This is a genomic window from Streptomyces sp. NPDC050211 (genome assembly GCF_040656035.1).
In the GTDB taxonomy this organism is placed as follows: Bacteria; Actinomycetota; Actinomycetes; order Streptomycetales; family Streptomycetaceae; genus Streptomyces.
Genome location: NZ_JBFALC010000031.1, coordinates 35,157 through 48,884 on the forward strand (window position 1 = coordinate 35,157; position 13,728 = coordinate 48,884).

Annotated in this window: 14 protein-coding genes; 1 reads left to right on the plus strand and 13 read right to left on the minus strand. The window is 67.4% G+C overall.

Annotated features, from left to right (window positions below; translation table 11 throughout):
- Nucleotides 1-275: 275 nt before the first annotated feature.
- The 4 genes from AB0I98_RS27505 to AB0I98_RS27520 form a co-directional block, all read right to left on the minus strand.
- Nucleotides 276-1,274 carry a beta-ketoacyl-ACP synthase 3 gene (locus AB0I98_RS27505; protein ID WP_362946350.1) on the minus strand — a complete coding sequence of 333 codons (999 nt, stop codon included), beginning with the start codon at nucleotides 1,272-1,274 and terminating at the stop codon, nucleotides 276-278.
- Between the two features lie 11 nt (nucleotides 1,275-1,285).
- A complete protein-coding gene (locus AB0I98_RS27510; protein WP_362946352.1) occupies nucleotides 1,286-2,059 on the minus strand; it encodes a hypothetical protein in 774 nt (257 codons plus the stop codon).
- Nucleotides 2,056-2,796, minus strand: a complete 741-nt coding sequence (locus AB0I98_RS27515) for a hypothetical protein (protein WP_362946354.1) — start codon at nucleotides 2,794-2,796, stop codon at nucleotides 2,056-2,058. The genes AB0I98_RS27510 and AB0I98_RS27515 overlap by 4 nt, the downstream gene beginning before the upstream one ends.
- Before the next feature lie 95 nt (nucleotides 2,797-2,891).
- A complete protein-coding gene (locus AB0I98_RS27520) occupies nucleotides 2,892-3,599 on the minus strand; it encodes a hypothetical protein (protein WP_362946356.1) in 708 nt (235 codons plus the stop codon).
- 290 nt (nucleotides 3,600-3,889) lie between these two features.
- Between AB0I98_RS27520 and AB0I98_RS27525 the strand changes: the two genes are divergently transcribed.
- Complete coding sequence (locus AB0I98_RS27525; RefSeq protein ID WP_362946359.1) at nucleotides 3,890-4,843, plus strand: phosphotransferase; 954 nt, start codon at nucleotides 3,890-3,892, stop codon at nucleotides 4,841-4,843.
- A gap of 93 nt (nucleotides 4,844-4,936) precedes the next feature.
- On the opposite strand, the gene AB0I98_RS27530 is transcribed toward AB0I98_RS27525, so the two are convergent.
- The 9 genes from AB0I98_RS27530 to AB0I98_RS27570 form a co-directional block, all read right to left on the minus strand.
- Complete coding sequence (locus tag AB0I98_RS27530) at nucleotides 4,937-5,320, minus strand: hypothetical protein (protein ID WP_362946362.1); 384 nt, start codon at nucleotides 5,318-5,320, stop codon at nucleotides 4,937-4,939.
- An 88-nt stretch (nucleotides 5,321-5,408) separates the two neighbouring features.
- Complete coding sequence (locus AB0I98_RS27535; protein ID WP_362946364.1) at nucleotides 5,409-6,737, minus strand: peptide ligase PGM1-related protein; 1,329 nt, start codon at nucleotides 6,735-6,737, stop codon at nucleotides 5,409-5,411.
- Nucleotides 6,738-6,748: 11 nt separating this feature from the next.
- Nucleotides 6,749-8,005, minus strand: coding sequence for an aspartate aminotransferase family protein (locus tag AB0I98_RS27540; protein ID WP_362946366.1), 1,257 nt, complete (start codon nucleotides 8,003-8,005; stop codon nucleotides 6,749-6,751).
- Nucleotides 8,002-9,198: an acyl-CoA dehydrogenase family protein gene (locus AB0I98_RS27545; protein ID WP_362946368.1), complete on the minus strand. Its 1,197-nt coding sequence runs from the start codon at nucleotides 9,196-9,198 to the stop codon at nucleotides 8,002-8,004. Before AB0I98_RS27545 ends, AB0I98_RS27540 begins: the two co-directional genes overlap by 4 nt.
- Complete coding sequence (locus AB0I98_RS27550) at nucleotides 9,195-10,226, minus strand: ketoacyl-ACP synthase III (RefSeq protein ID WP_362946371.1); 1,032 nt, start codon at nucleotides 10,224-10,226, stop codon at nucleotides 9,195-9,197. Before AB0I98_RS27550 ends, AB0I98_RS27545 begins: the two co-directional genes overlap by 4 nt.
- Nucleotides 10,227-10,240: 14 nt before the next feature.
- Nucleotides 10,241-11,173, minus strand: a complete 933-nt coding sequence (locus tag AB0I98_RS27555) for an ATP-grasp domain-containing protein (protein WP_362946373.1) — start codon at nucleotides 11,171-11,173, stop codon at nucleotides 10,241-10,243.
- Between the two features lie 200 nt (nucleotides 11,174-11,373).
- On the minus strand, nucleotides 11,374-11,946 hold the full coding sequence (gene folE / locus AB0I98_RS27560) for a GTP cyclohydrolase I FolE (protein ID WP_362946376.1): 573 nt from the start codon (nucleotides 11,944-11,946) through the stop codon (nucleotides 11,374-11,376).
- Complete coding sequence (locus tag AB0I98_RS27565) at nucleotides 11,947-12,699, minus strand: 7-carboxy-7-deazaguanine synthase QueE (protein ID WP_362946378.1); 753 nt, start codon at nucleotides 12,697-12,699, stop codon at nucleotides 11,947-11,949.
- On the minus strand, nucleotides 12,696-13,472 hold the full coding sequence (locus AB0I98_RS27570; RefSeq protein WP_362946381.1) for a 6-carboxytetrahydropterin synthase: 777 nt from the start codon (nucleotides 13,470-13,472) through the stop codon (nucleotides 12,696-12,698). Before AB0I98_RS27570 ends, AB0I98_RS27565 begins: the two co-directional genes overlap by 4 nt.
- Nucleotides 13,473-13,728: the final 256 nt, after the last annotated feature.

Sequence of the window (13,728 nt, forward strand, 5' to 3'; positions counted from 1 at the left end):
CCTGGGGAATTACGTGACGTTCAGCCTGGGGAATATCGCCGTCGTTCACAGGGCTGTTTCTCCCCAAGGAACAGCGCGATCTCGTGGCGCTGATCGGGCACGGCTTGACGTCCGCGCAGATGTCCACCGAGCTGAAGCGTCCGGTCGACATCATCCGCCGGGACGGCCGCGACCTGCTGACGAACCTGCAGGCCCGTAACCGCGCCCGCGCCATCAAGCGGGCGTGGCAGTACCAGATCTTGACTGCGGACCAGGTGAGGGGAAAGCTAGCAGGCTCAGGGAACGGTGACGATCTGCGCCGAGTAGCCGAGCCCGGAGCCGAACCCGGCCAGCAACGCCAGGTCGCCGGGCTGGACCTGTCCGGTGGCACACAACGCCTCCAGTGCCATCGGAATGGACGCCGCCGACGTGTTGCCGTCCTCACGGATGCTGCGCGCCACCACAACGGACATCGGCAGTTCGAGCTGACCCGCGACGCTCTCAATTATCCGTACGTTCGCCTGATGCAGTATGAGCGCGTTGATGTCACCGGGCTCGAGGCCCGCGGCGTCCAACGCCTCACGGATGACATCCGCGAGTGCGCTGATCGCCCACCGGAACACCTCTGTCCCTGCCATCTCCAGGTAGGGCCACCGGACAGCACTCGGTGTCTTCAAGGCCGAGAAGGACGCGCTCTGCTCGATCGCGTGCAGATGCGTGGTGTCGCTGCCCCAGACGACAGGACCGATGCCCGGCTGCTCCGAGGGTCCGATCACGACAGCGCCGGCGCCGTCGCCGAACAGGAATGCTGTGGACCGGTCTGTGATGTCGACGATGTCGCTCATACGCTCGGCGCCGGCGACCACCACATACTGCGCGTCACCCGAGGAAACGAGACTGCTTGCCACCGCGAGGGCCTGGGAGAACCCCGCACAGGCCCCTCCGATATCGAAAGCCGCGGCACCGGTCGCCTCGAGTTCCGCGGCACACGCGGCGGCCGCCGGCGGCGCCTGGTGCAGATAGGACATCGTCGCGAGGATGACGCATGACACGTCTTTCGGAGTGAGGCCAGCGGCACTGAGCGCCTTGCTCGCGGACCAAGCCGCCATCTCGGGGATGGTCTCGGCGGCCGCGAACCGGCGCGAGACGATGCCCGACCTGGTCTGGATCCACCTGTCGTCGGAGTCGATGTGCTTGCTGATCTCCTCGTTGCCGACGACGCGGTTCGGCCGATAGGCGCCGATTCCCAGGATGCGGGCGGACCGTCGGCCGCGGCCGTGAACCTTCGCCGACATGACGCCATCACTCATCGGTTCTTCACACTCCCAAGACCTGTTCGCACCAGCGGAATACGATCGCCATCGGCCTGCGATGGCGGCTTCGCGGAGTCCTCAGGGTTCGCCGGGACTCGTGACAGCCCGCCCGCCCTCGGTCGCAACATCTCCCGCAGGAGAGGTCTGACGTCTTCGAAGTCGTTGGGTGCGCTCGTGTCCACAACTGAGTAGAGATTCTCTTCGGCCAACTCACGAAACCGCCTGACCTCGACCTCCTTGTCGTGCCGCGTCTGCGGGTGCACGGGTGAGTCAGCACGCGCCAGCACCCGGTCGAAAAGGAGATCGCTCGGCGCGTCGAACAACAGCCCGAGATCAGGCCGGTAAAGTCGTCGCAGCGGCTCCGAGAACATCGCTTCGGAATTGAACACCAGCGGGGTCAGGGCGTATCGCTCGCAGATTACGAGGTGCCCCTGCCGGAGAGCGGGTTCAATGATCGCCCGCAGCCGGACCAAGCGATCGCCGACCGCCATCAGCTTCAAGCCGACATCGTCGATGAGGCTGCGATCGAAGCCGAGAGACTCGTCGCTCCATGCCCGCCAGAGGTCATAGGCGCGCATGTGCTCTCCCGGCATCAACACGTGCGTGCACGGGACTTCGTCACGCATGGCCGCCATGAGCCACGAAACGAAATAGGACTTCCCGGATCCGTCCGATCCTTCGATGGCCAGGAGCCGACCGGGGAATTCATGGGACTGCCCGTCCAGTACGACGGGAGTCCAGTCCTCGCTTCGGTCGGTGTGACTCATCGCTGCTCCCGGGCGCTCTTGACTCTCCCGGTATCGCAGGTCTGAGAAGGCAGCGCGCCGATGGCGATGAGACGCTCCCTGACAGCTCCCATGGAATACGCAAGGCCGATATCCGTTCGAACCGATATGCCGTCGTTCAGCGCTGCGAATTCACGAAAGAGCTTCGCTCTCATGGACATGCCTTCCAGATCGACCGACTCCGCCTCAGCTCCCCCACGGTCACGCAGCCGTTCGGCGGCGACCTCCACCGGAACGTCGGCGAAAAGATAGCAGTCCGGCCGGGGAAAATGCCCGGCGCAGTCCCAGACGGTACGCCGTTCTGCGGCCGAGTGCGGCGTCAGTAAGAACTCCACCAGCGTCGTGAACAAATATCGATCGATAATCACCGTATGCCCCGCCCGGAGATGGTTCCGCACGTGATTGTGCAGCGTGATCAGGCGGTCTCCCAGCAGCACGAGCGTCAATCCGAACGGGTCGATGAAACCACGGTCCAGACTGCCCTGGCGATCCCTGTCGAATTCGCGGAACAGCGCCGTGTCCTTCAGCTTCCGGGACGGGAACTTGAAGCGCCGCACCACGACCGGGCGGCGCCTCGCCTCCGCCACGATGCACCGGATCAACGTCGTCTTTCCGCTGGCGTCGATGCCTGAAACGGCGATGAGCTTCCCAGGCCAGGTGTGCCGTCGCATATCGATGCGGAAATCCAGATCACCATAGCCACTGTCAGGACGATTCATCCAGTGTCCTCCTCCGCCGGCCAGCACGCCGGGTATGGGCGGTTCCGTACCCGGCGTGCTCGAACTCTTCCGATCCCGCCGCGCCGTCGAACGGCTCAGGGAATGTCCACCTCGATCGCTGTCGTCTGCGTGAAGGTCAGCACCGCCATGTCCTTCACGAAGGTGGTCTCGCGGGGGTCGAGGAGCTCCCGCACGTCGTCGGCGCGAGCCCTCGTCGCGTCCGGCAGGACGGCGTGGGGGTTCTTTCCCGGCCGGACACCGTGCGCGAGGTTGTGCGGGTAGCCGAGGACGAGTGCGGCACCCTCGTACTCCTCGGGCGCGAATGTGACGTCGTGGTCGCGGCCTTGCAGCTCATCGGTGGGAAGGCCGGAGAAGTGAGCGCCGAATTCCGCCCCCTCGATGTTCCGCGTCCGCACCGTGGGATAGAAGATCACACTGCCCACCGGCTCCTGTGGGGAAGCGATGTCGCGGTGAAGGAATCCTTCGTAGACCTGCCCGGCGCGCGCGATCACCCGGTAGAGGAACAGTGTCACGATGACGCGCTGCTCGTCGAATTCCTTCGGGATCGCCAGCTGCGCCGCGAGGCGCACGATGCCGTCGAGGTGTGCGAACGCCGGCACCTCGGTCGCGTCGGGGAGTTCGAGTCCCGGTTCCCCACGGGGCTGGAACGTGGTCTCGGACAGCGAGAAGGACGACTTGATCGCGCCGGCGGCCAGCGCCGGGGTCTCGCCGCGCCCCAGGGAAGCGCGCTGGTAGTTGTCCCAGCCGCGAAGTCGCGTGGCGACTTGTTCGGCTGGTGTCATTCGGAGGCGATCGGTGATCCCGGAGAACACCTGCTGGAGGTGACCGATCGAGGAACTGACCGGTCCTCCTCTCACCAGCCGCGCCATCAGCTCCGATCGCTCTGTCTCGGACTCAGGCATTGCACACCTCTTCGAAGTAGTTTTACATCGGTTCCGGGGGAGGTAGTTTAGGCATGCGAATCTCGCCTAATCGAACCGGAGATCGACATATTCAGCGCGGGGAGTATTTCAGCATGACATCGATTCGACGCCCGATTCGGCCGCCTTACGATGGCGCTCCATTCCCGACCGTGACGCCGGTCCAGGCCGCGGCGGTCATCGACCGATATCAGCTCGACGTAGATCCACGGAAAACGAAGCGGCTCAATTCATCGGGCAATGTGCATTCAGTGTACCGGCTCGGCGACGAGTATATCCTGAAAATACCGCGTGACCATCCGCGGGCGATCGGAGAAACACTCACCGCGTCAGTCGCGGTGCCGGTCGCCACTTCCGCAGGTGTCCGCACCGGATCACTCGTCGCGTTCGACGACAGCCTGGAGATATTCAGCGTCCCGTTCTCGGTTTTCGAGTACGTGCGCGGCGACTCGGTGACCCCGTCCGCACGGGCCCTGCCGTCCGACGCGGCCATCTGGCACGACGTCGGACGTGAACTCGCCGTACTCCACCACACCGTGGGTCACGTGGACGATCCGAGGGGCTGGCTGGAGGCGTGGTCCCGCCCGCTCGACCACGCCACGATCCTGACAGGACTCGTCGAAGCCGGCGTGGTGGCCTCGCACCTGGCCGAGTGGTTCGACGAACTGCTGACGGCCCTGAAGCCCTCGGTCAGCAGCGCGAACCGGTATCGGCGGTTCGTGCACGGCGACCTCAAGCCGGGGAACATCCTGCAGTGCGACGGCCTGTTCGGCGCGCTGATCGACTGGGATGACGCGGGTTGGTTCGATCCGGCGATCGACTTCGCGCAGATACCCCTACACCTGGTCGACGTCGCTCTCGCCGGTTACCGGAGTGTCGCTCCGCTGGACGGCGACGACACGGCCGAGCAGCGGATCCTGTGGGACCACGTGATGACCGCGCTGACGGAGCTGTGGCGGCTTCGTATCGACATGGCCAAGGTCTACCACCCCTGCCCCGGCGACGGACTCGTCGAGGTGCTCGCCCTCGCCGTCGACGGCACGTCGTCGCTGCTCGAGTACTTCCCGGTCCGCCGGGGCCTGACCCAGCCGGCGGCGCGAGGCTGACCGCGCTCCGCCGCCAAAACCCGCACCTCGGCCGCTCGCGGCGACGGCTTTCGCCGGACCGCGAGCGGCCGAGGTGCGCGGTGCCATGGGGTCTCAGGCCGATATGCGGGCCCGGAACCGGTCGGCGTCGACCACGGCGCGCTGGTGGACGCCGTCGCAGAGCACACCGCCCTCGACGCTCCTGACGGCGAAGTCGAACTGAGGCTGCGAGCCGTCGCCGGCAGCGGTCGCCTCGATGACGACGACGTCGCCGACCCGGGCAGGGGCCCGGTGGTTCATGACGACCCGCACGCCGACCGTCACCTCGCCGGGCGCCAGCCGCGGCTGAAGGAGGTCGGCGCACAGACGCTCCACGTGGCCGAGGATGGCCGGTGTCGACAGCACCTCGACACCAGGGTTCCCCCAGCGCGAGGCCGAGTCCTCCGGACTGACGGTGATACGGCGTTCATTGCTGATCACGGATATCTCTCCTGACATGTAGAGGCTCCCTCACGGCCGCTGATCACAGCGGACCGGGGGAGCCATGACTGGTGTCCGACGTTCGCTCGGCTCTCCGCGGATGTCGTCAGCGCGACGTCGGCAGTAGGTGGAGCCGCCGCTCGTAGTCATCGGCTGTGGCCGCGTCGGCCCCGACGGCGCAGTACTCGACCGCCCCGGACTGGACGGTGTGGTCGCAGGTGAGGATGACGCCCTCGCCACGCTCGGGGTCGAACGCCAGGCCGGCCCGCTCCAGCGCCGCCACGGCGGCCGGGAACGAGTCCACCTTCAGGTCGTTGTTGCTGACGAGGTGGCGGCGTCGCAGGTAGTCGTCGCCGAAGAGCGCCCGGCCGATCCAGTGGAGATGGGTGGAGCCGCCGAGGCGTCCGTTGAACTCGTTGAGGACGACGGTCTTGCCGTCGTCGGCCGCCAGTCCGTCGATGTTGATGAACCCGCGATAGCCCATGGCGTGCACGACGCCGGCGAGTTCCAGGGCATACCGCGAGAACTCGGCGTCGCACTCGTCGGAGATCGAACCCGGGGGTATCAGGAGGCCGTCGAAGACGGGCGTCATCCGCATCTCCGCGGTGTGGCGCATGACCGCGGACTCACCGGCCACGTCCACCTCGCACCCCAGCGAGATCGCGTCCCGCAGGTAGTGCTCGATGACGACGGGATCGCGGCCGTTCGAGCTGAAGCGCGGCCACTGCTCGCCCAGTCGCTTCTCGACGGCGTGGCGGTCGGCGACGACGGTGAGCACGGCGGCTCCCAACTGGGCGGTGTCCGCCGACGGCGTGAGGATCTCGTTGCCGTGTCCGCCTTGGTGCGCGTCCTGTTTGACGATCACCGACCGCCCCGCCTCGATGAACGAGGCGACGAAGTCGGTGGCGTCGCTCACCGACCGGGTCACCAGGCCCTCGGCGACGGGGACGCCGGCTCCCCCGCAGAGCGCCCGGAACACGGTCTTCCGGTTGAGCAGGTCCGCGCCGCCGGCCTCGCAGAACGCGACACTCGCGTCGTGCGACCCGATGCCGACGTCGCGGGCGAGCGACGCGATGATCTGGTCGTAGCAGTAGGGGACGATGCGATCGAGTCCTCGGCCGGCGACCGCCGCCCGCAACTCGTCGACGAACCGGGCCCCTCGAAGCCGGTCCGCCGTCAGCACGTCTTCGCCGAATCCGCCCGGCGGCGGAACGACGACGTCCGCCGATGTGACCGGCACGCCTTTCAGCCGGGAGGCGTAGGCGAGGAACTCGTCGCTGATGGGCTGCGGACTGACGAGGAGGTCGCGGGGCTCCATCAACCAGACCAACCGGCAGGACAGGTTGCCACCGATTCGGCGCTCCAGGGGGTCGAACTCGCTGAGGTCGCCGACAAGGGTCTCGTTGAACGAGTTCCCGACGTACAGGGTCGTCATCGTCAGCCTCCTCAGACGCGCTCTGCCGCGAACGACTCGGACACCGCGCGGGTGAAGCGCGCGATCAGCATCTCGACCTCTCGGTCTCGGATCGTCAGTGGTGGGCACACCAGCACCGACTGCGTACGCGCGTCAACGCCCGAGGGGTACACCAGGAGCCCGTTCCGCAGCGCGGCGTCGACGATCCGGCGGTTCAAAGGCGTGGTCGCGAAACCGACCGGGTCCTGCTCGATTCCGACGCCGAGGAGCAGACCTCGCCCACGCGGCGGCCGGAGGAGGGGAGTCGACCGTGCGATCGTCACCAGCTCTCGCCGGAGGTAGGCGCCCACCTCCCGCGCCCGCGAGACGAGACGGTGGTCGCGGGTGTACGTGAGCACGGCGAGCGCCGCCGCGGCGGCCAGCGGGTTGCCGCTCATCGTGTGCCCCATCGACACCTCCGCCGCCGAGACACCAGACAGCACGCCGTCCCCCACGACGCACGCGCCGATCGGAAGGTAGCCACCGCTGAGGCCCTTCCCGGTGACCAGGAGGTCGGGCGTGATCCCGGACTTCGTGACACCGAACCATTCACCGGTCCGGCCGAACCCGGTCATGACCTCATCCGCGATCAACAGCGCCCCGGCGCTGTCACAGAACTCACGGAGCCCCCGGAGCGTCAGCGCGTCCGTCTCCGCCCCTCCACCGGCCGCCCCGCCGACGGGCTCAAGCACCACGGCGGCCACGCGTGCGGGATCCACCCGCTCGAGGACGGACAGCCAGTCCTCGAGCGAAGGGAGGATGTCGGCCTCGCGCGAGGACGACACCTGCTCCAGCTTCGCCGCCCCGCCGAGCAGAGCGTCGAGGTTGCGGCGGCGAGGCGGATGCCCGGACACCGCGAGCGCGCCGGCGGTCATGCCGTGATAGCTCGGTCGCTGCGAGACGATGATGTCTCGCCCGGTCCCGGTGTGGTGGTGCATGGCGAGCCGGAGCGCGGTCTCCATCGCCTCGGAGCCGGAGTTGGTGTAGACGACCTCCTTGTATCCGGGGCCGGCGATCGACAGGACCATGGCGGACAGGTCTTCGACGGGCTGATTGCGGAACTGGCTGCGATGGGCGAACGTCACGAGCTGCGACTGCCTCGCGATCGCCTCGAGCACGTCGGGCACGCCGTGCCCGATGTTCACGCAGATCGTGCCCGAGCACCCGTCGACGTATTCCCGGCCGTCGGTGTCGACGACCATGACCCCCTTGGCCCGATCCACCATCGGCAGTGCGGATGCTCCCGTCATCGCGTCCCCGACTCCTTCGGACCCCAGGCGAGCTCGCGGGACCGGTACGCACGCCGCACGTGGTTGAAGATGTTCTTCTTCTGCATCTCGTCCGTCCCGGCGGCGATCTTGAAGGCCACCGAGTCGCGCAGGTTGCGCTCCACCGCGCTGCCGGATTCGTAGCCCGAGTGGCCGAACGCCTGGACCAGGTCGAGGCCCGAGCCGACGAGACCTGTCGAGGCGAACAGCTTCGTCACCGAGGCACTGAGGCTGTATCCGTCGTGCCGGCCGTCCAGCTGGTCGAACGACCGGTAGGCCAGCGCTCGGGACCCCTCGACGGCCATGGCGAGCGACACGACCTTCTCCTGCATGTACTGCTGCTCGCTCAGCGGTGCGCCGAACGCGTGCCTGGTCTCGAGCTGCCGTACCAGCGGCGCGAGCTGTGCCTCCAGGGAGCTCCCGACGATGATCCCGAACAGGATCCGGTCGTACGCCAGCGTGCTGTAGAGGCACGTCAAGCCCTCGCCGACGCCGCCGATCACCGCGTCGGCGCCGAGGTGCACGTCGCGGAACTTGATCGGCCCGGTGGGACTCGTCCGCAGGCCCAGGAGATCCTCGCCGGGTCCGATCTCGACCCCGTCGACGCTGGTGCGCGTCACGAGCAGGCTGAGTTCGAAGGTCCCGGGCTCGGTGTCGGTACGGGCCGCCAGCATGACGACATCCGCGACGGGCGCGTTCGTGATGTGCGCCTTGGCGCCATTCAGGATGAAGCCGCCGTCGGCCGCAGGGACCGCCCGGGTCGAGAACCCCCGGACGTCGGACCCGCCGGACTCCTCAGTGGACCCCGTGGCCGCGATGTCCCCGGATGTCAGACCCGGCAGCCACTTGTCCTGCTGCTCGGGGGTGCCGGCCGTCACCAGCAGCCGGATCAGACCGCTCTGCGACGCGACGGACATGAGGAAACCGAGATCACGCGCGCCCAGCGAGAGACCTTCCATCGCCGCCAACCAGTCCCAGCCGTCCTGGCCGAGACCTCCGATCTCCACCGGCACCTGCAGCCGCCAGAAGTCGGTGGCGGCCAGTTCCTTCCAGATGCTGCGATCGAAGGATCCGTCCCGATCGCGGGCATCGGTCCCGGTCGCCACCAGTTCGGTGGCGACCTCGTGGAACCGCTCTCGGATCTCCGACTGTCGCTTGTTCCAGGTTATGTTCACGGCTCCTCCACTCCGGCACCCGGGTTCGACCAGCTGATCAGGGTGCCTCCCCACGACATTCCTGCGCCGAAGGCCGCGAGCAGTACCAGAGATCCCTGTCGCAGCCGGCCGTCCCGCACCGCCGCGTCGATTCCCAGTGGCACCGACGCTCCGACGGTGTTGCCGAACACTTCGCCGGTACTCACATTCCGCTCACCGGCGAAGCCCGCTTCCTCGGCGCAGCGCGCCACAAGCCTGGGATTCGCCTGGTGACAGATCAGATAGTCGACGTCCGCCACGGTGACGCCCGCCCTCTGCGTCACCGTGTTCACCAACTTCGGGAGTTTCTCGAGCATCAACTCGGAGATCTCCTTGCCGCGCATCCTGAAGAGATGGGCGTCGCTGGCGGGCGCCCGGCCCGGCAACGGAGGTGCGAAGCCGCCCACGGCGTAATCGCCCAGCGCGCCGTTCGTCGCGAGCTCCGTCGCCAGAAACCCGCCCTCCTTGACCGGGCCGAGCACCACCGCCCCCGCCCCGTCCCCGAACAGCGGCCAGGTCTGACGATCGAGCGGGTCCGTCATCCGCGACCAGAGGTCACAGCCGATGACCAGGACGTACGGCCGCTCGACAGCCACCCCGACCAGTGGCCGGGCGACCTCCAGCGCGAAGACGAATCCCGCGCACGCCGCGTTGAGATCGAACGCGAAGGCGTGCGTCGCGCCGAGGCGGTCCTGGACCCGGGCGGCGACAGCCGGGACCGGCGGGTCGGGGCTGACCGTGGCCACGATGACGGTGCGGACCTCGTCGGGGCTGACGCCGGCGGCGCGGAGGGCCTCTTGGCCCGCCCCGACGGCCAGGTCGGTGAGTGATGTCTCGGCGGGGGCACGGCGCCGTTCGCGGATCCCCGTCGCACGCTGGGTCCATCCGGGCCTGGCATTGAGCGCCCGGTCCATCTCGTCGCAGGTCACAACGGTGCTCGGCAGGCACGAGCCGGTGCCGATGATGCCCACCGGCGACTCCGCGGCGGCATGGCCCTGCGGCCGGCTCATCGACTCGTGGCTCATCATCGCCACCCCCGTGCCGACGTCGCGCTGACGCCACCCAGGGCGTTGGCCCGGGTCTCCGCGTACTCCACGAGCTGAACGTTGGGGACGCGTGCCGCTTCCTGGGACCATGCGGCCCAGCCCGGCACCGGGTTCACCTCGATCACCGTCAGGCCGGCCTCGCTGATGACGATGTCGACGCCGGCCGTCGTCAGGTCCGTCGCCTTCACAGCTCGCAGGGCCAGGGACGCGAGATCGTCGGACGGCTCGACGAGGGCGGAGCTCACCGGATCGTCGGCGAGGTCACCGGAGAAGGGCTTCCAGTCGTCGCCGGCGGTGTCGAACCGCGTGCAGCTGGAGACCTTCGACCCGATGACGAGCACCCGGTAGTCGCCCCTGTGCTCCAGGTAGGGCTGGCACAGGAGCGTGCCGTGCCGTTCGAGGAGTGTGTCGACGAGCTCCAGCGCCGAGGTGGTCGGGCCGTCGAGGAGGCGCTCGACGTCGAGCCCTCGATAGCCCAGGGCCGGCTTGACCACCACCTGGCCCCACGTGTCGAGCGCGGCGCGCACGTCAACGGCGCTGTGGCACTCCTTCGTCGGCGGGACGGGGATGCCGTGCAGTGTGAGCTGCTGGAGCATGGCTCGCTTGCTCGCCGCTCTGATGTGCACGTCCAGCGGATCGAGGACGGTCACGCCCGGTTCGCCGTTGAGCAGCAGAAGCTGCTGGATCTTCTCCGTCCAGGGCGGCGTGCTGAGGTCGCACCGGCAGAGGATGACGTCGAACTCCGACAACGGGGTCCCTTGGACGGTCGCTACCGCACCCGCGGGACTGGCAGCACAGCGTACGTCGTCGAGCTCGAACACCAGGGCGCTGTGCCCGCGTTCCCTGGCGACGTCCGCCATCCCGATCGCTTCCGGCTCCGCTTTCTCCCACGCGAGAATCCCGAGTTTCACGGCACCCACCAGAACGTGGGCACGTTGGTGACATGGGTCATCGATGTTCTCCATTCGTAGATGACGTACGCCGATCGCGGGACCGATCCCGTCCGTGCAACTGAGGAATCTCGTCAGTTGCACACCTCAGTCGTGCGGACCGGCAGGGAATTGCGAGCTCTTGACCTCATTCGCCGTCGGAGCCGCGCCGGCACGAACGCTCAGACGCTCCGGGCCGTGTGCTCCGCGAGAATCGCCTGAAGATCGGCGTGCCCCGGCTCCCACTCGCCGGCAGCCGCCTGCGTCGTCGTCACCACGCCGTGTTCCAGGACGCCCCGCGTGCTGATGCAGCCGTGCTCCGCCGTGATGACGCACGCGGCGCCGACCGGGTCGAGCTTCTGGCGTATCGCGTCCACCACCTGGTAGCCGATGTGCTCCTGGACCTGCAGCCGCCGCGCGTACCCATGGAGCACGCGGGCGAGCTTGGACAGGCCGACGATGGGTGCTCCCGGTCGCGGGCGGTACGCGACTGTCGCGGTGCCGGTGATCGGCAGCAGATGGTGCGCGCAGGTGGAGGTCAAGCGGATCCCGCTGAGCACGACGAGGCCGGGATCCGACGGCCCGGTGAACGTCGCGTCCAGGTGCATGACCGGATCGATGTCGTATCCGGCGATGCACTCGGCCCATGCTTCAGCGACGCGTCGGGGTGTGTCGTACGTATGCGAGTCGCGCTCCACACCAAGCGCGAGCAGGAGGTCGGAAACACTCGACGCGACCTTTTCGATGTCAATCATTCAGTGACCTCTACGATCTTGCCAGGCGAGAATGTGCAGCCGATGGGTAGCGTTGATGCCGGCGTGCGCAGCCGCGTCCGCGATAGCGCGCCAGCGGCCGTTCAGCTCTTGTGCGGTCGTCCCCTCCGGCATCACCCAGACTTGGCTGAGGGGCCAACCGGTGGTGCGAGCGATGTCGACGGCGCCCGCGACATCGTCGGTCGAAGCGCACACCACCTTCAGGTGCGCATGGCCGGATTCCGCGACCTCGGCCCAGCCGGTGCGCAGTGCCGGATCGATGCTGCCGCGATGAACACCCGCATTCGCGAGTTTCGGTGACACCACGAACGTCTGGACGAAGCCTCGAGTGGTCGCGTTCGGTACGATCGTTCCGTTGGTCTCGACATGGAGCGTGCAGCCACGCGCTCTCAGCCCGGTGCACAGTGCGCGCCACGCCGGTCGACTCTGGTGCAGCAGCGGCTCTCCACCGGTGACGACGACAAGCGACGACGAGGGAATCCGGGCGAGAACCTCCTCCACCGGTGTCATCGGGATCTCACGCCGCAGGTCGAAGCGCTGCGCGTCCCAGGTGTACGGCGAGTCGCACCAGGAACACGAGAGATTGCAGCCGCCGAGCCGGACGAACCAGGCGCTCCGGCCGGCATACGGGCCCTCGCCTTGGATGGTCGGTCCGAACACCTCGGAGACCGGCAGTGCCTGCATGCCGCCGTCACCGTTCTCGAGCAGATCCAGGTCGGCCTCGTCTGTCTTCACCAAGAGACCTCTGCGGCATTGACATGGGTTTCCCGCACCACGACCCGGGACACGCGCACACCTGGCCACCCCCGCGATCGGATGTATCCGGCCGTGACCCGGGTGAGAAGCTCAGCGACGTTCTCTACCGTCGGCCAGCTGAGACCGAACGAGGGATCCGCTTCGCCGAACAAGAACACCTTGGAGTCCGCCGCCTTCAGCGCCGGCACGAGTTCGTCCTCGCTGCCCAGCATGGCCCCGTGATCGAGATTGCCGTCGATCCACTCCCGCAGGTAGCTCTTCAAGTCATGGAACTCCACGACTATGCCGTCGGTTCCGGCTTCGCCCGCGACGGTTGCCTCCACCCACCAGGAGTGACCGTGGAGATTCTGGCATTTTCCGCCCAGCTGCGGCAGACGATGCGCGGATTCGAAGTTGTGCCGAACGGTGATAGCGGTGGTCGCTGCGGTCTGCCGGATTTCACTGCGGCCGACCTCTTGTTCTTCCTCGCACCATGTCGCATCGCGTGCGAGTTCATCGGTTCTTTCAGCCATCAAGCTCTCCTCCAGTTCGCAGCAGGCTCCCGTCAACGACGCCGAGAAGGTGCCGCCGGTATTCACACGATCCTGGCATGCTCGCTCGTTCCGCCATCGTGGCGCGGCCGCAGGCGACATCACAAGAGACTTGTCGCCGATATCGCCGACCCGCAACGGGAATTCGACGCGGTCCATGCAGGGTTCGATCGCACGGTAAACCATCCGCGCTTGAGCCAAAAAATTCATTGCGACGATCACGCCAATTCTCAACCTCGATTCTTCTGCGGTTTGATCGCGCCGGGTGGCACGGGCTGGCCCTGGTTCATCTCGCTGGCGCGGACGTGGGTCCGTCGCATGCGCTGTGGGGGCGTCGGGGTGGTGGCTGGCTTCGAGGGCAGCAGTACCCTGCGGAAGTGCGGCGGCCAGGGCACGGGTGAGCCGCAGCCGGGAGCCGGATCCCTGTGCAACTGCTGATAATCCTCAGTTGAACAGACGTCTCCGGGAGACGGATTGG